General features: G+C 64.3%; 13 protein-coding genes. 12 read left to right on the forward strand and 1 reads right to left on the reverse strand.

The window, feature by feature from the left end:
• Positions 1-41: 41 nt before the first annotated feature.
• The 11 genes from V6M52_RS04970 to V6M52_RS05020 all read left to right on the forward strand — a co-directional run bounded on the left by V6M52_RS04970 (position 42) and on the right by V6M52_RS05020 (position 15,042).
• On the forward strand, positions 42-1,064 hold the full coding sequence (locus V6M52_RS04970; RefSeq protein WP_332686631.1) for a LacI family DNA-binding transcriptional regulator: 1,023 nt from the start codon (positions 42-44) through the stop codon (positions 1,062-1,064).
• Positions 1,065-1,373: 309 nt separating this feature from the next.
• Positions 1,374-3,197, forward strand: coding sequence for a heparinase II/III domain-containing protein (locus V6M52_RS04975; RefSeq protein WP_332700056.1), 1,824 nt, complete (start codon positions 1,374-1,376; stop codon positions 3,195-3,197).
• A gap of 144 nt (positions 3,198-3,341) precedes the next feature.
• Positions 3,342-5,270 (forward strand): ABC transporter substrate-binding protein, encoded by a 1,929-nt coding sequence (locus tag V6M52_RS04980; protein WP_332700060.1) that lies wholly within the window; start codon positions 3,342-3,344, stop codon positions 5,268-5,270.
• A gap of 86 nt (positions 5,271-5,356) precedes the next feature.
• The gene (locus tag V6M52_RS04985) at positions 5,357-6,346 is read left to right on the forward strand and encodes an ABC transporter permease (protein ID WP_332686636.1); all 990 of its coding nucleotides are present in this window, start codon (positions 5,357-5,359) and stop codon (positions 6,344-6,346) included.
• On the forward strand, positions 6,346-7,488 hold the full coding sequence (locus V6M52_RS04990; RefSeq protein ID WP_332686638.1) for an ABC transporter permease: 1,143 nt from the start codon (positions 6,346-6,348) through the stop codon (positions 7,486-7,488). The genes V6M52_RS04985 and V6M52_RS04990 overlap by 1 nt, the downstream gene beginning before the upstream one ends.
• A 189-nt stretch (positions 7,489-7,677) precedes the next feature.
• Positions 7,678-8,697, forward strand: a complete 1,020-nt coding sequence (locus tag V6M52_RS04995; protein WP_332700063.1) for an ABC transporter ATP-binding protein — start codon at positions 7,678-7,680, stop codon at positions 8,695-8,697.
• The gene (locus tag V6M52_RS05000) at positions 8,694-9,728 is read left to right on the forward strand and encodes an ABC transporter ATP-binding protein (RefSeq protein WP_332700066.1); all 1,035 of its coding nucleotides are present in this window, start codon (positions 8,694-8,696) and stop codon (positions 9,726-9,728) included. The genes V6M52_RS04995 and V6M52_RS05000 overlap by 4 nt, the downstream gene beginning before the upstream one ends.
• Positions 9,729-11,582, forward strand: a complete 1,854-nt coding sequence (locus V6M52_RS05005) for a DUF2264 domain-containing protein (RefSeq protein ID WP_332700068.1) — start codon at positions 9,729-9,731, stop codon at positions 11,580-11,582.
• Entirely contained in the window at positions 11,579-12,589 is a 1,011-nt protein-coding gene (locus tag V6M52_RS05010) for a hydroxyacid dehydrogenase (protein ID WP_332700071.1), read from the forward strand. The genes V6M52_RS05005 and V6M52_RS05010 overlap by 4 nt, the downstream gene beginning before the upstream one ends.
• A gap of 165 nt (positions 12,590-12,754) precedes the next feature.
• The gene (locus tag V6M52_RS05015; RefSeq protein WP_332700074.1) at positions 12,755-14,392 is read left to right on the forward strand and encodes an acyltransferase; all 1,638 of its coding nucleotides are present in this window, start codon (positions 12,755-12,757) and stop codon (positions 14,390-14,392) included.
• Between the two features lie 2 nt (positions 14,393-14,394).
• A complete protein-coding gene (locus V6M52_RS05020; RefSeq protein ID WP_332700077.1) occupies positions 14,395-15,042 on the forward strand; it encodes a ThuA domain-containing protein in 648 nt (215 codons plus the stop codon).
• Here V6M52_RS05020 and V6M52_RS05025 read toward each other — a convergent pair whose 3' ends face one another.
• On the reverse strand, positions 15,043-15,765 hold the full coding sequence (locus tag V6M52_RS05025) for a class I SAM-dependent methyltransferase (protein ID WP_332700079.1): 723 nt from the start codon (positions 15,763-15,765) through the stop codon (positions 15,043-15,045).
• A gap of 138 nt (positions 15,766-15,903) precedes the next feature.
• Between V6M52_RS05025 and V6M52_RS05030 the strand changes: the two genes are divergently transcribed.
• Positions 15,904-16,395 (forward strand): YciE/YciF ferroxidase family protein, encoded by a 492-nt coding sequence (locus tag V6M52_RS05030; protein WP_332689389.1) that lies wholly within the window; start codon positions 15,904-15,906, stop codon positions 16,393-16,395.
• Positions 16,396-16,419: the final 24 nt, after the last annotated feature.

Genomic DNA, 16,419 nt, shown 5'->3' on the forward strand with positions numbered 1-16,419 from the left:
AAAAAACGCAAATATTGCGTAGATAGACAAGCGAGGATCCCGTGGCCATCCAGAGACGTGCAAACCAGGCCGATATTGCGGAGCGCCTCGGCGTTTCCGTGAGCACGGTGTCGCGCGCACTGGCCAACGAGATCGGCATCAGCGACGCAGTGCGCCGCGACGTGCAGCGGATGGCGCGCACGCTGGGCTACAGGTCCAAGCATAGCACGGCCGCGGTGAGCGGGGACAAAAGGGCGGTGGCGCTGGTGCCGCTGGGGAGCGCGACAAGCGGGCTCTCGGGGTTCTATTTCGGCATTCTTGAAGGGATCAAGGCGCAGGCGGCCGAGGCCGGCATGGTGCTCGATGTACGGCTGGTCAACGAGGCCGTGGTGACGCTGGACATGATCCGCAAGCAGATCGCCCAGGCCGATGCCGGCGGGGTCCTGCTGGCGGGGATCGATGCCTGGGACGAGCTGGCGCAATGGTGCGCTGCCGAGGAAATCCCGGCAGTTCTGGTCAATGGCAGCGATCCCGGGATGCGGATCAGCTCGGTATCGCCGGCCAATTTCTACGGCGCCTACCAGGCGACGCAGCGGCTGCTGGATGCCGGGCACCGGCGGATTTTACACTATACCCATCGCTATCGGCCGACGATCCTGCAGCGGCAACGGGGCTTTGAGGCGGCTATTGCGGCGACGCCTGGCGCGACTGGGGTCATCGTCAATACGGCGGAGCGGGCCACCGGGGAATTGCTGGCCGACCTGCTCGCCGGCAAGCATGACGTGACGGCCATGTTCAGCTGGAACGACATTGCGGCGGTGGAGATGCTGGAAGGGCTCTATGGCCCGGAAAGCCCCTTGGCGCCGAGCTTTTCCATAATCGGCTTCGACGACCTGCCGATTGCCGGGATGGCGACGCCGCGGCTGAGCACCGTTCGCGTCGACCGCGAGGCGATCGGGCGGGGTGCGGTGCGGCTGCTGGCCCAGCACATGGATGGCGAGACGGCGGTGCAGCAGCTCGAAGTGGGCGTTTCCATGGTGCCGGGCGAGACGGTTTTCACCGTGCAAACAATGGCAACGCGATAGTCACCGACGGGGCCTTTGAGCAGGGGTAAGTCCGGCCACGGGCTGCCAGCAGGTGCCACATGGCATTCGATCAGCCGTAACACCTGCCCCAAAAATGTTGTCATCATGCGGGACTTGAGTGGTTCCCATATGGGTTTTGCTACCCTTAGACCCTTGGCATTCCAGCGCAATATGAACAAATTTGCGTAACTTGCGTGAATTGCGCAAAATACTTGCGATTGCGCAAAATGTGAACTAGCCTCCCTTTACTGGCGAAGATCAAAAAGATTGTCCCTACGACAGCGTGATCGACTGGCCCGGGAGGAATCTTTGGAACTGCGGCGGTGGAATGTTCGGCATGTGCGCCAGGTGCTGAAGACAGCGCCGCACTTCGTGCCCTTCGCCCGCGGTGGGGATGTCGGCTTTGGCGCCATTCGCACGCAGGTGGGGCAGGGGGCAATCGCCGACCTGCTCGATCGCGCCCGCGCTGATGCCATAGCGCCGATCCCGGCGCTGCCGGCCAGCCTCTATCTCGAATTCTCACGAACCGGCCAGCGCGAGGGCTATGAAGATGCCCAGCGAGAGCGCCGCAACATGCTCTACCGGCTGACGCTGGCCGAATGGCTCGAAGGGCAGGGCGAATTCGTCGATGCCATCGAGAACCTGGCCTTTGCGCGGCTGGAAGAAACCAACTGGGCCTGGCCGGCGCATGCCCGCATGCTCGACCTGCCTGACCACCCGACGGTGGACCTGGCGGCGGCGATGACGGCGCTCGACCTGGCCGAGATGGATTACCTGATCGGCGACGCCCTGTCGGTGTCGCTGAGAACGCGGCTGCGCAGCGAGATCGACCGGCGGACCATTGCGCCGTTCCTCGAGCGCAACGATCACTGGTGGCTGCATTCGACGCCGGACAAGCAGGTCAACAACTGGACCGCCGTATGTGTCGCCGGGGTGGTGGGGGCAGCCTGCTATCTCGAGACCGATCTCGACCGGCTCGCCAGCATCATCACGCGGGGCCTCTATAGCCTCGCCGATTATCTCGAGACCTTCGACAGCCAGGGCGGCTCGTCGGAAGGGCCCGATTACTGGTCCTATGGTTTCGGCAATTACGTGGTGCTGGCGCATTTGCTGGCGACGCGTACCGGTGGGCAGATCGACCTGCTGGACGATCCGCAGATCCGCGAGATCGCGCAATTCCCGGTGCGGACGGTGCTGACGCAGGGGCTGTGGGCGAGTTTTTCGGACTCGGACAGCAATCCCAGTTTTCACCCGGGCCTGCTCACGCATCTGGCCGAGCGGCTGGAGCTGCCAGCGCTGACCGAGCTGGGGATGAAGAACGACTTTGCTGTGGACGTGTTCAACCAGTTCGCCTGGCCGCTGCGCCAGTTTGCCTGGCCGCTGCCGGAGCGCAATGTCGCCTTTGGCGGAACCGCACATGACTGGTTTTCCGACATGGCCTGGATGCTCAGCCGGCTCGATCCTAGCGATCCCAAATCGCTGCGGCTGGCCATCAAGGGCGGGCACAATGACGAAATGCACAACCAGAACGATGTCGGCTCGCTGATCGTGGTCAGCAAGGGCAAGGTCGTGCTGACCGACCCCGGGCGCGGGCGGTATTCCAAGGCCTATTTCGGACCCGAGCGCTACAGCAACATCATGGCCTCATCGCGTGGTCATTCGGTGCCGATGGTCAATGGTTACGAGCAGACCGAGGGTGCCGCGCATGCTGCCAGCATGGTGACGCACAGCCATGGCGCGGACGCCGACCGGCTGACGCTGGCCATGGCTGCGGCCTACCCGGCAGCGGCCGGCATCAAGGTGCTGGAGCGCGATGTGGTGTTCGATCGCAGCGTGCCCGGCGGGCGCGTCGCGCTCAGCGACAGCTTCAGTTTTGCCGATGGCAGCGGCACGTTCCAGTCAGTGCTGGTGACGCCCCTGGCCGTCGAGGCCGGGCCGGAAACGGTGCGCATCGGCGACGCCGGGGGCGGGGTGTCGGTGCGGTTCGACCCGCGCGCGGTATCGGTCAGCACCGAGCGCCATGCCGGCGTCGAAAAGCAATATGCCCCATCGGTGGACCTGACCCGCGTGCTGTTCACAGCCGTGGGCCGGGTGGCCAGCGGTCGGGTGGATTTGGAAATCTCGCCGCTCTGAACGAGCGGGAGCGTCGGCCGAACGGCCGGCACAGTGAGGGGCGCGGCGCCAAATCGGTCCGCGCGGTTACGGGTGACGACGCAATGTCGGCATTCGCCAGAAATCAACCCCGGGCAGGGAGCGCCCGGACAAGGGAGGACGACAATGAGGCATACAAGTTTCGGTCAAAGCAGGGGCCAGGGTGGCCTGCGGCTCGCCGGCGCCGTAGCCATGGCTGCGCTGCTGGCCGCCGGACAGGCCCTGGCCGCGGGCCAGGCGCCCATGTTCGACGCATTGGTGGAAAGCGGCGAACTGCCGCCGCTGGAAGAGCGCCTGCCGGCCAATCCGCTGGTGGTCGAGGGCGATGCCATCGGCACCTATGGCGGCACCTGGCGCATGGGCATGAATGGCGGCGGCGACAACGGGCTGATCGTCAAGACGGTTGCCTATGAAGGTCTCGTCCGGTTTGACCGTGACTGGCAGACTGTGGTGCCGAACCTGGCCGAAAGCTGGGAAGCCAACGCCGAGGCTACCGAATACACCTTCAAGCTGCGCGAAGGCGTCAAGTGGAGCGATGGCACGCCGTTCACCAGTGCGGACATCGCCTTCGCCGTCGAGATCTATAAGGACCCGGACTATCCGGCAGCCAGCTGGATCGACAATGTGAACAATCCGGTGACTGTCGAGGTCATTGACGAGCTGACGTTCATATTCAAATTCGACAAGCCAAACGGCATGTTGATGGACGAGTTGGCCAGTGTGAACGGCATCCACATTACCTCGTTGCAGAAGGCCTATTGCAGCCAGTTCCACCCCACCTACAACGAGAATGCGGCGGCGGAAGCCGAGGCGGCCGGCTTTACCAGTTGGGCGCTCCAGCTGCAGGATCGCTGCGCCTGGGGTTGGGAAACCATCCGCTTTGCCAATCCTGACCTGCCCACCATCTATGGCTGGGTGATCGAGACCCCGCTGACCGCCAATGCGGCCCGCATGACCTGGAAGCGCAATCCTTATTACTGGAAGGTCGACGCCGAAGGGAACCAGCTGCCCTATATCGACGCGCTCGACATGCGTGTGAGCCAGGGCGGGGTGGAAGAGCTGACGCTGGCCGCGCTCAACGGCGAGATCGACTTCCAGGAACGCCACATCGCCACCAACGTGAACAAGCCACTGTTCTTCGACGGACAGGAAGCCGGCGACTACCATCTGGGCGAGGTCGTTCCCTCGGCCTCCAACACGCTGGTGCTGCAGCTCAACTTCAGCCATGAAGACCCGGTCAAGCGCGCACTGTTCCAGAACAAGGACTTCCGCGTCGGCCTCTCGCACGCCATCGACCGCCAGGAAATCGTCGATGTGGTTTTCACCGGCCAGGGCGAACCCTTCCAGGTTGCGCCGCGCCCGCAATCCCCGTTCTATGACGAGGAACTGGCCAAGCAATATACCGAGTTCGATCCGGAGCTTGCCATCCAGCATCTGGAAGCGGCGGGCCTGACCGAGATGAACGGCGACGGCATCCGCCTGATGAGCGACGGCCAGCCGGCCCAGATCACCGTCGATGTGATCTCGGCCCTGCGCCCGGAATGGATCGACATTCTCGAAATCATGCAGCTGCAGCTTGCCGCTGTGGGTGTCGAGATCGAGCTCAACAATATCGACCGCACGCTGTTCTACGAAAAGCGCCCGAGCAACGACTTCGATGCCCAGGTCTGGGCCGGCGACGGCGGCCTCGAAGTGCTGCAGGACCCGCGCTATTACATGCCGTTCAACGATGAATCGGTCTGGGCCTATCGCTGGGCACAGTGGTTCAACGGCACGCGTCCCGAGATTGCCGAAGAGCCGGCCCAGTGGGCGCAGGACCAGATGGAGCTCTATCGCCAGATCCGCTCCTCGTCCGATCCTGACGAACGCGCCACGCTGATGAAGCAGGTCCTGGCCATCACCAAGGAACAGTTCCCGGTGATCGGGGTGAGCCTGATGCCGAACTCCTATTCGATCATCCGGAACAACCTCAAGAACGCGCCGGAGAGCATGTTCAACGCCTGGCTCTTCCCGACCCCGTCGCCGATGGATCCGGTGGTCTGGTACTTCGAATAAGCGGGGCAAACCTCCCTCCCGCTTCGTCCCTCCGCGGCACTGACCCGCCGCGGGGGGAACCCAAAATCTTCCGGGAAAGGCCCATCATGGTTGGCTTCATCATCCGACGCTTCATCGCCATGCTCTTGACGCTGGTCGCTGTCTCCATCGTGGCCTTCGCCATCATCCAGTTGCCGCCCGGCGACTATCTGACGAGCTATATCGCCGCCCTGTCCTCTACCGGGGATCAGCTGGACCCGCGCGTCATCGAGAACCTGCGCAGTCAGTATGGCCTGGGCGAGCCGTTCTATGTGCAATACTGGAAGTGGGTCACTGGCATCCTGCAGGGTAATTTCGGGCATAGCTTCGAGTGGAAGCGCCCGGTATCCGAGCTGATCTGGGGCAGGCTGGGCAATTCGATCCTGCTCGAAGGCCTTGCCGTGATCGTCATGTGGCTGATCGCGGTGCCCATCGGCATTTATGCGGCGGTGCGGAAGTATTCGCTGGGCGACTATCTCGCCACGGTGCTCGGCTTCATCGGCCTTGCCGTACCCAATTTCTTCTTCGCGCTCATCGTCATGTACCTATCCTTCGTGTGGTTCGGCACCACGATGGGGGGCCTGTTTTCACCCGAGTTCGAGAGCACGCGCTGGAGCTTGCCGCGCGTCTGGGACTTCCTGACACACGCCTGGGCACCGGTGCTGGTGCTGGCGACGGCCGGCACGGCCGAGCTGATCCGCATCCTGCGCGCCAACCTGCTTGATGAGCTCAAGAAGCCCTATGTGACCACGGCGCGGGCCAAGGGCCTGACCGAATTCCGCACGATTCTGAAATACCCGGTGCGGCTGGCGCTCAATCCGCTGATCTCGACCATCGGCTGGCTGCTGCCAGCGCTGGTTTCGGGGTCGGTGATCGTCTCTGTGGTTATGAACCTGCCGACCGCCGGGCCGATGCTGCTGCGGTCGCTCACCACCCAGGACATGTATCTGGCGGGTGCCATCATCCTGCTGCTCAGCGTGCTGACGGTGGTGGGGACGCTGATCTCGGACATCCTGCTGGCCTGGATCGATCCGCGTATCCGCTACGGAGGCAAGTGATGGCCGTGGACACCATGACCTCAATTCAGACGACGACCGGGGCGATCGCCCCCGCCAAGCGCGAGACCCAGTTTGGCCTAATGTGGCGCCGCTTCAAGCGGCACCGGTTGGCGCTGGTGAGCCTCTGGGTCGTGGTCGCCTTTTACCTGGTTGCCATCCTGGCCGAGTTCCTCGCGCCCACCGATCCCTCTGCCTATAGCGCGCGCTATACCTATGCGCCGCCGCAGGGCATCCAGCTGATTGCCACTGAGCCTGATGGGTCGTGGTCGTTCCAGCTGCACGTGAACGGCTACAAGACCGAGATCGATCCGGTGGCCCTGCGCCGCACCTTCGTGATCGACCCCGAGGAGCGCATTCCGGTGCAGTTTTTCGCGCCGAGCGAGCCATACCTCCTGGCCGGGTTCATTCCCATGTCGGTCAAGTTCATGGGCGTGGCCGAGCCGCGGGCGCCATTCTATGTGCTGGGGGCCGACCGGCTGGGGCGGGACCTGCTGAGCCGGCTGATCCATGGCACGCGGATATCGCTCTCCATCGGGTTGGCGGGTGTGACGCTGAGCCTGTTCTTCGGCATCACTATTGGCGGCTTTGCTGGCTATTATGGGGGCTGGTTCGACTCTGCGGTGATGCGGGTGGTGGAATTCATCCGCTCAATGCCGACCATTCCCTTGTGGCTGGGACTGGCGGCGGCCATGCCTAAGGACTGGACGGCGCTGCAGACCTATTTTGCCATCACGCTGATCCTCAGCCTCATCGGCTGGACCGAGCTGGCGCGCGTGGTGCGGGGACGGTTCCTTAGCCTGCGCACCGAGGACTTCGTGACGGCGGCGCAGCTCGATGGTGCCAGCGATTGGCGCATCATCACGCGGCACATGGTGCCCAGCTTCATGAGCCACATCATCGCGGCGGCGACGCTGGCCATTCCGGGCATGATCCTGGCGGAAACGGCGCTGAGCTTTCTCGGGCTCGGCCTGCAGCCGCCGATCGTCAGCTGGGGCACGCTGCTGCAGGACGCACAGAATATCCGGACCCTGGCCACTGCGCCCTGGCTGCTGACGCCGGGCATCTGCGTGGTGATCATCATTCTGGCAATGAACTTTTTCGGGGACGGGTTGCGCGATGCGGCTGATCCCCATGGGCGGTGAGATGATGGTGCGATGCGCGAAGACCCCCTCATCCGCCCTTCGGGCACCTACTCCCACGAGGGGAGAAGGGGGGCATCGTGCCTCCCGAAACGCGGTGCTCCCCCTCTCCCCTCGTGGGAGAGGGTGGATCGGCCGCAGGCCGAGACGGGTGAGGGGGCTCTTTCTCTTTGGACATAGTGGAGTCACTCAATGACCCAACCCATCCTCACCATTTCCGACATGTCCATCGTGTTCTCGTCGCCCGATGAGGCCGATATCGAGGCGGTGCGGCAGGTCGACCTGACCATGACGCCAGGCAAGACGCTGGCGCTGGTGGGCGAGAGCGGTTGCGGCAAGTCCGTCACCGCCCGCGCCATCCTGCGGCTGCTCGACAGAAATGCGAATATACCCACCGGGCGCATCCTGTTTGAGGCGCCGGGGGAGGCGCCGACCGATATTGCCAGGCTCAAGCATGACAGCCTGGCGCTGCGGAAGATCCGCGGCAACCAGATTGCGATGATCTTCCAGGAGCCGATGAGTTCGCTGTCGCCAGTGCATACGATCGGCGACCAGATCGACGAGATGATGACTACCCATGACGGGCTGAGCCCCAAGGCGGCGCGGGAGCGCACCGTGGCGCTGCTCGACCAGGTGGGTATTCCCGGAGCGCGGGAGCGGGCGGATGCCTATCCGTTCCAGCTGTCCGGTGGCCTGCGGCAGCGGGCGATGATCGCCATGGCGCTGGCCTGCACGCCGCAATTGCTGATCGCCGACGAGCCGACGACGGCGCTGGACGTGACGACGCAGGCGCAGATCCTGGACCTCTTGCGGCAGCTACAGGCTGATTTCGGCATGGCCATGCTGTTCATCACCCACGACCTGGGCGTGGTGGCGGAAATCGCCGACGAGGTGGCGGTGATGTATCTGGGCGACGTGGTGGAGCAGGGGAGCGTCTTCGACGTGTTCCGGGCTCCCAAGCACCCCTATACGCAGGCGCTGATGAGCTCGATCCCCAAGATGGCACGCAAGGCCGACCGGGTTCGGCTCTCGCCGATCAAGGGGACGGTGCCGGCGCCGAAGGACCGGCCGTTGGGTTGTGCGTTTACCAGCCGGTGTCCCTATGCGTTCGAGCCTTGTGCGACGGTGCGGCCGGAGCGGACCGATGTCGGCAATGGGCACCATGCGCGGTGCCATCTGCTGACGCGCGTGCCGGTGGGAGAATTGGCATGAGCACGCTGCTGACGGTCAAAAATCTCTCCAAGCATTACGCCCTGAGCGGCGGCTGGTTCGGGCCGGAACGGCGGCTCGATGCGCTGACAGACATCAACCTTTCCGTCGAGGCCGGCGAGACGCTAGCCATCGTGGGCGAGAGCGGCTGTGGCAAGACCACGCTCGGGCGCTGCATCATCCAGGCGCAGCCGGTGAGCGAAGGGACGGTGACCTATCATCCCAGGTCCGGCGGCGACGTGGAACTGACTTCGCTCAACAAGCGGCAGATCAAGCCGTGGCGGCAGGATATCCGTATGATCTTCCAGGATCCGATGAGTTCGCTGAACCCCAATATGCGGGTCTTCGACATCGTCGCCGAGCCGCTGCGCATCCACAAGATCTGCAAGGGCAAGGAACTGGAAGAGCGGGTGATCTCGACGCTGGAAAAGGTCGGTATTCCGCCCGAGGCGGTGGGGCGCTATCCACATGCGTTTTCGGGCGGTCAGCGTCAGCGCATCGGTATTGCGCGGGCGCTGGTGCTTGACCCCAAGCTGGTGATTGCCGACGAGGCGGTGTCGGCGCTGGATGTGTCGATCCAGGCGCAGGTGCTGAATCTGCTTGAGGATTTGAAGGCCGAATTCGGGCTGACCTACATTTTCATCAGCCATGATCTGGGGGTGGTGAACTACATCGCCGACCGGGTGGTGGTGATGTATCTGGGCCATGTGGTGGAGAATGCGCTCAGCGAGATGCTGTTCGAGCGGCCGCGCCATCCCTATACCGAGCTGCTGCTCGAAGCCCTGCCGATTGCCGATCCGCTGCGGCGCAAGGGGCGGAAAAAGGAAGTGCGGGGGGAGATCCCCTATCTGGGCAATCGCCCGGTCGGCTGCCCGTTCCATACCCGCTGCAAATATGCCGAGGACCGTTGCCGGACCGAGCGGCCGGAGCTGCGGCCGATCAACGGAACCGCGCAGCAGGCGGCGTGCCATTTTGCCGAAAAACTCGATTTGAAGGGCGCTTATGAAGACGCGCCTGCGAAGGAATTTGCCTAGATGATTTACGATCCGGTGAGCGCCAATCCTCTTTCTGGCAATCCGCTCAAGACCCGCGCCGATGTGGAAAAGGCGCTGCATGACCTGTTCAACCCGCTGCTGCCCTTTTTCTCGGAAGGTGGCGCACGGGTGCGGCTCGATGGGGCGGCGGCGCATTTCGACCGGGCAGCCGCGGACCTCGAAGGGTTTGCGCGGCCGCTCTGGGGGCTGACGCCGCTGGCGGCGGGCGGTGGCACGTTCGACCACTGGGCACTCTACCGGCAGGGGCTGGCCAATGGCACGGACCCCGAGCATCCCGAATATTGGGGCCAGGTCAATTCGACCGACCAGCGCATGGTCGAACTGGCGGCCATTGGCTTCACCATGCGGCTGCTGCCGCATCTGGTGTGGGAGCCGCTCAGCGAGAAATCCAAAAGAAATCTTGCAGCATATCTCAAGCATGCGCGCAGCTTCGACTATGCCGACAACAACTGGAAATTCTTCCGTATCCTGGTCGATCTGGGGCTGGAGGAATGTGGCGTCGAGTTCGACCGGTCGCTGACCGAGAAATATCTTGAAGAGCTGGACGGGTTTTACCTGGGTGACGGCTGGTATCGCGATGGCAATGTGCGGCGGATCGACCACTACATCCCCTTCGCCATGCATTTTTACGGCCTGATCTACGCCAAGCTGGCGCGGGGCGATGAAAAGCGCGTCGCGGCCTACAAGGAACGCGCGGCCTTGTTTGCCAGGGATATCCGCCACTGGTTCGACGAAGACGGCGGCACGCTGGCCTTCGGGCGCAGCCTTACCTATCGGTTTGCCTGTGGCGGCATCTGGGGGGCGCTGGCCTTTGCGGACCTCGAGGCGCTGCCCTGGGGCGAGATCAAGGGGCAGTTCATGCGGCACCTGCGCTGGTGGGCGGACAAGCCGATCGCGCATGGCAATGGCGTGCTGTCGGTGGGCTATGGTTATCCCAGCCTGATGATGGCGGAGAACTATAATTCGGCCGGCTCGCCCTATTGGGCACTCAAGGCCTTTCTGCCGCTGGCCCTGCCGGATGACCATCCGTTCTGGACCGCCGAGGAAGCACCGGCCGCCACAGATGCGGCGCCCGTGCCGCTCAAGCATCCGGGCATGGTGATGATGCATATGCCGGGCAACGTGGTGGCGCTGTCGAGCGGGCAGCAGAACTATCAAATGCGCTGGGGCGCCGAGAAATACGCCAAGTTCGTCTATTCGTCGCGCTATGGCTTTTCCATCGAGAATGACGAGCGCGGCTACAATCTGGCAGCCTTTGACGGCGTGATCGGCTTTTCCGATGACGGCCGGCACTATCGGGTGCGCGAGAGCAACGAGACGGCACGCATTGCCGGGGACGTGCTGCACGGCGTGTGGAAGCCCTGGGCCGATGTGACGGTGGAGACCTGGCTGCTGCCGGCCAATCCTTGGCATATCAGGGTGCACCGGATCACCACGCCGCGGGTGCTGCATGCGACCGAAGGTGGTTTTGCCATCGCCCGGGCGGATATGAATGCGGATCGCTGCGTCGAGGCCAAGGGGGAGGCCAGCGCGCGTAGCGTCACCGATATTTCGGTTATCGTTGATCTGACCGGGCAGCGCGATGGGAGGGCGCAGAAGGCGCAGCCCAATACCAATCTCATCGTCTCCAAGACTATCGTGCCGCAATTGCGAGGCGAGATCCCGGCGGGAACCACGGTGCTGATGACGGCTGCAATGGCCCTGCCTTGGGGGGCCGACGCCGAGGCGGCATTTGGCCGGCCGCCGGCGGCGCCTGATCTCTCGGCGCTCGAGGCCTTGTTTGCCCGCGAGGGCGTAGACGTCAGCGCCATTCTGGTGCCGGAGCGGTTTTGATGCGACCCAAACTCGCCTTCGCCATGGCTGCCGACAAGACCAGGCATGTGTTCGACGCCGAAGCGCTGGCACGGCTGGCGCGGGGCTGCGATATCGTTCGGCCTGAACCGCTGGAGGATTTTTCCAGCCCCGAAGCGCGCGCCGTGCTGAGCCAGATCGATATTCTGGTAACAGGCTGGGGCTGCCCGATGGTGACCGAAGAGGTGATCCGGTCAGCGCCAAACCTCAAGCTCATCGCCCACGCGGCCGGGACAGTGAAATTCACAGTGGACTCGGCGGTCTATGTTGCCGGAGTGCGGGTGACGCATGCGGCAGACGCCAATGCGGTGCCGGTGGCCGAGTTCACGCTCGCCTCGATCATCTTTGCCAACAAGCGGGTGTTCGAGCTGCGGGACCGCTATCGGGCCGACCCGGCGCGGCGATCGAGCTACGCGCTGATGGACGAGCCAATCGGCAATTATCATCGTACCATCGGGCTGGTGGGAGCCTCGCGCATTGGCCGGAAAGTGGCGCGGATGCTCGAGGGCTTCGACTTCACCGTGCTGATCAGCGACCCCTTCGTGCAGAAGGGCGATCCGATACTGGCAGGGGCGGAATTGGTCGATCTCGATAGCCTGATGGCGCGCTCGGACGTGGTCTCGATCCATGCGCCGTCGCTGCCCTCTACGCGGGGGATGATCGGGGCCAGACAATTGCGGCTGATGAAGGACGGCGCCGCACTCATCAACACGGCGCGCGGTGCGCTGGTCGATGAGGCGGCGCTGATCGCTGAACTGATGACAGGCCGCATTCACGCGGTCATCGACGTGACCGATCCCGAAATTCCTGCCAGCGGCTCGCCGCTCTATAGTCTGCCGAACGTGTTCCTGACGCCGCATGTCGCGGGGGCGGTGGGGGCCGAGCGGTTGCGGCTGGGGCAGATGGCGATCGAGGAAATCGAGCGGTTCATCGCCGGGGAAAAGCTGGAATTTGAAATCGAACCGGCGCTGCTGGAGCGGTTGGCGTGATGGTGACGTTATGTGCCTGACAAAGTTACCCCTCATCCGCCCTGCGGGCCCCTTCTCCCACAAGGGGAGAAGGGGGGCTCGGAGGCCGCGTCTGCATGATGGCCTCCTCTGCAGCTGGTGGGGCGCATTGTGAGCGGGGCAAGAGTGGAGTTCCCTTCTCCCCTCGTGGGAGAAGGTGCCCGCAGGGCGGATGAGGGGGCAGAGCACGAAGCCCGCCTGCAATTCCTCACCTGGGATCGCACCCCGGCCGATATCGATGCACCCGAACATCGGGCGCGGCAGGCGCATTGGGCGCACGTCGCGGGGGCGAGTTTTCACCCAACCGCCTATGTGGCGGCGGAAGCGGCGATCTTCACCAGCCATCTGGTGCTGGGCGAGCAGAGCTGGATCGCAGGGCACGCGCTGGTGCGGGGTGATGTGGAGTTTGGCGCGCATACGACGGTCAATCCCTATGCGATGATTTCGGGCAAGGTGCGCTGCGGCGACGGGGTACGGATTGCCAGCCATGTGTCGATCGTGGGCTTCAACCACGGCTTCGATGACCCCAGCGTGCCGATCCATCAGCAGAAGCATGAGAGCCTGGGCATCACCATCGAGGATGATGTGTGGATCGGGGCCAATGCCGTGGTGCTCGATGGGGTGACGGTGGGCAAGGGCGCCGTGATCGCGGCCGGAGCGGTGGTGAGCAAGGATGTGCCGCCGCTGGCGATCGTGGGCGGGGTGCCGGCCAAGGTGGTGCGCTATCGCGGACAATCGGCGAAGGGTGACGCCGTGGCGAGTCTCGCGCGGCTAGGTGCGGCGGCGCAGGCGCAATGGCCGGGCATCCTGGCGCGGCATCGGCAGGACGGGAACTATGTGTCGCGCGAGGCCGATGGCACGGTGCGCGCGAGTGCGCGACATCGGAATGATGCCATCGAGATTGCGGCCGGGTTCGGCGCGGTGCCGGACGGGCTCGATGTGGCCAAGACGCTGGGCGAATTGCGGGACTTGCAGGACCCGGTGACGGGGCTGTTTCCCGATCCGCACCGTCCGCCTGTGGCGGGGCAGGCGATGCGCGACGACGGGCTGGCGCTCTACAATGTGTTGTCGGTGGGCTATGCCATCGAGGTGCTGGGCGGGCAGCCGAGATATCCGGTGGCGGCGGTGGAGCTGGGGGCGAGCGCGTTGTGCGACTGGCTCGAAAGCCTGACATGGCGCGAGCGGGCCTGGGGCGCGGGTGCGGCGGTCGATAGCATCGGCACGGCGCTTTATTTCAATGCGCGATATTTTGCGACCGGGCGAACGCGGGAGACGCTGTTCGGCTGGCTGGCGATGAAGCAGGACCGGGCGACCGGGCTCTGGGGTTCGACTACGGCGGACGAGGGGCTGCTGCAACCGGTCAACGGGTTCTACCGGCTGACGCGCGGGACCTATGCGCAGTTCGGGCTGCCGGTGCCCAATGCAGAGCGGGCAATCGACTCGGCGCTGCTCAACTATCGGAACTATGGCGGGTTTTCGGGTCGCACTTATACGGCCTGCAACCTGCTCGATACGATCCATCCGCTGATGCTCTGCCTGCGGCAGACTGACTATCGAAGGGCCGAGGCGGAGGCGATTGCGCGGGCGGTGATCGGGCGGGCCGAGGAGCGCTGGATGGCGGGCGAGGGCTTTGCTTTTGCCGATGGACAGGCGGCGAGCCTGCAGGGCACCGAGATGTGGCTATCGGTGGTGCACCTGGCCGCGGACCTGCTGGGGATTGCCGGAGAGTTTGCGTTTGTGCCCAAGGGTGTGCACCGGACGCGAGCCGTGGGTTTGGGGCTGTGAGCATGACCAGCAAGAAGGCCCTCGTTGTGTGGGGCGGGATGGAGCTGCATACGCCGGAGCGAGGGGCGCATGTGGTGCGCGACCTGCTGGAGGCGGAGAGCTTTGCGGTCACGGTGACGGCGGACTATGACGCGCTGGGCGCCGAGGATGTCGGCAGCAATGACCTGGTGGTGCCGGTGATCACCGACGGGACAGTGGCGCCCGAGAAGATGGCCAATCTGATCGCGGCGATCCGGGCGGGGACGGGGCTGGCGGGCTATCACATGGGGCTGGCGACGAGTTTTCGCAGCTCGGTGCCGTTCCGCTATGCGGCGAGCTGCTACTGGGTGCAGCATCCGGGGAATATTATCACCTACAAGGTGGATGTGACGCGCGGCGATCACCCGATCATGGCGGGGATCGAGAGCTTCGAGCATACGAGCGAGCAATACTATCTCAATTACGATCCGGCAGTTGAGGTGCTGGCGACCACGGTGTTTTCGGGGGAATTCCACCCGTGGCGCAAGGATGTGGTGATGCCGGTGGTGTTCACGACGATGCATGACAAGGGACGGGTGTTCTACTCGTCGCTGGGGCACACGGCCGATGAGCTGGCCAGCGGGCCGGTGCGGGAGATCCTGCGGCGTGGGCTGGTGTGGGCGGCGCGTTAGCTATTGCTGCTGCGCGGCCTCCACTTGCCGCCGCAAGACCTCCGATTCCGGCAGGGCATTGGCGTATTTGAGCTCGCGGTTGGCGCGGTCCCAGAAGGCGGGGTGGACGCGGTCGAGCAGGGCGGGCGCGGTGGCGGCGAGGCCGAGGCGGGCTGCGGTTTCGGCATCGAGATAGAGCACGACGTTTTGCCGATACCAGGCGGGGATGGCTTCGTCGGTCCAGATGGCGGGGCGGATCACGTCGTAGGCGCCGTAGCCATGAGCGGCGAAGCGGGTCGCCCACCAGCTTTGCCATTGTTCGTTGAGGTGCCCGACGCCTCCCTGGCCGGGAATGGCGGCGCTGAACAGGATGGAAGGGGCTAGGGCGACGAGATCGGCGACGAAGCTTTCGGCCCTGGCGGGGGAGAGGTGTTCGGCCACCTCCAGCGACAAAGCGAGATCGGTGCGAGGACCGGCGAAACGGTGTTCGAGATCCTTCGGCGCAAAAATGATCGCCTTGTGGTCGAGCATGGCTGGGGTGACCCAATCGCCCTCGATGCCAAATGCGGTCACGGCGCCAGCATCGAGCGCGGCGGCCAGCCAGGTGCCGGTGCCGCAGCCGATATCGGCCACGGCGCGGCGCGGCAGGCCCGGGGGCAGGGCGCTGAGGATACGCCGCGCGGCGTGGGCAGTGTGGGCGCGGCGGTTTTCATAGAAGCCGGCGGGGTAGAGTGAGGCGGTCATGGCAGGGCCGATCGGTGGATTCGGATGGAGCCTATGCCGGGGACGCGGCGGTGGCCATATGGTTCATTCTGCGCGGAACCTTGGGAGGGTGGAGCCGTTCATGCGGGCAGCGTCACCAAACATCCCGGAGACAGAACCATGGCTACCGAAAAGACCCTCGACGACCTGTTCCTCGATACGCTCAAGGACATTTATTATGCCGAACGGCAGATACTGAAAGCACTGCCCAAGATGGCCAAGGCCGCCACTTCGGCAGAGCTCAAGGCCGGCTTCGAGCAGCACCTGGCCGAGACCGAAGTCCAGGTGGAACGGCTGGAGCAGATTTTCGAACTGCTCGGCAAGCCGGCTCGCGGCAAGACCTGCGACGCTATCCTCGGCATTATCGAGGAGGGCAAGTCGATCATGGATGAATACAAGGGCACCGTGGCGCTGGATGCCGGGCTTGTGGCGGCGGCGCAGGCCGTCGAGCACTATGAGATCGCCCGTTACGGCACGCTCAAGACCTGGGCAAACCAGCTCGGCATGAAGGACGCCGTGGCGCTGCTCGATGCGACGCTGCAGGAAGAGGTGGCGACCGACAAGAAGCTCAGCCAGGTCGCCACCGCCAATGTGAACCGGAAGGCGGCCTAAGCCCGGTAGGCGCGGGCTAAAGTC

The sequence above is a fragment of the Devosia sp. genome (genome assembly GCF_036676215.1).
Classification (GTDB): domain Bacteria; phylum Pseudomonadota; class Alphaproteobacteria; order Rhizobiales; family Devosiaceae; genus Devosia.

Bases quoted from the DNA above. Each gene is read 5' to 3' on its own strand.
- V6M52_RS04985 (WP_332686636.1), top strand. From the start codon at position 5,357: ATGGTTGGCTTCATCATCCGACGCTTCATCGCCATGCTCTTGACGCTG.
- V6M52_RS04980 (WP_332700060.1), top strand. From the start codon at position 3,342: ATGAGGCATACAAGTTTCGGTCAAAGCAGGGGCCAGGGTGGCCTGCGG.
- V6M52_RS04995 (WP_332700063.1), top strand. From the start codon at position 7,678: ATGACCCAACCCATCCTCACCATTTCCGACATGTCCATCGTGTTCTCG.
- V6M52_RS05020 (WP_332700077.1), top strand. From the start codon at position 14,395: ATGACCAGCAAGAAGGCCCTCGTTGTGTGGGGCGGGATGGAGCTGCAT.
- V6M52_RS05005 (WP_332700068.1), top strand. From the start codon at position 9,729: ATGATTTACGATCCGGTGAGCGCCAATCCTCTTTCTGGCAATCCGCTC.
- V6M52_RS04990 (WP_332686638.1), top strand. From the start codon at position 6,346: ATGGCCGTGGACACCATGACCTCAATTCAGACGACGACCGGGGCGATC.
- V6M52_RS05000 (WP_332700066.1), top strand. From the start codon at position 8,694: ATGAGCACGCTGCTGACGGTCAAAAATCTCTCCAAGCATTACGCCCTG.
- V6M52_RS05030 (WP_332689389.1), top strand. From the start codon at position 15,904: ATGGCTACCGAAAAGACCCTCGACGACCTGTTCCTCGATACGCTCAAG.
- V6M52_RS05025 (WP_332700079.1), bottom strand. From the start codon at position 15,765: ATGACCGCCTCACTCTACCCCGCCGGCTTCTATGAAAACCGCCGCGCC.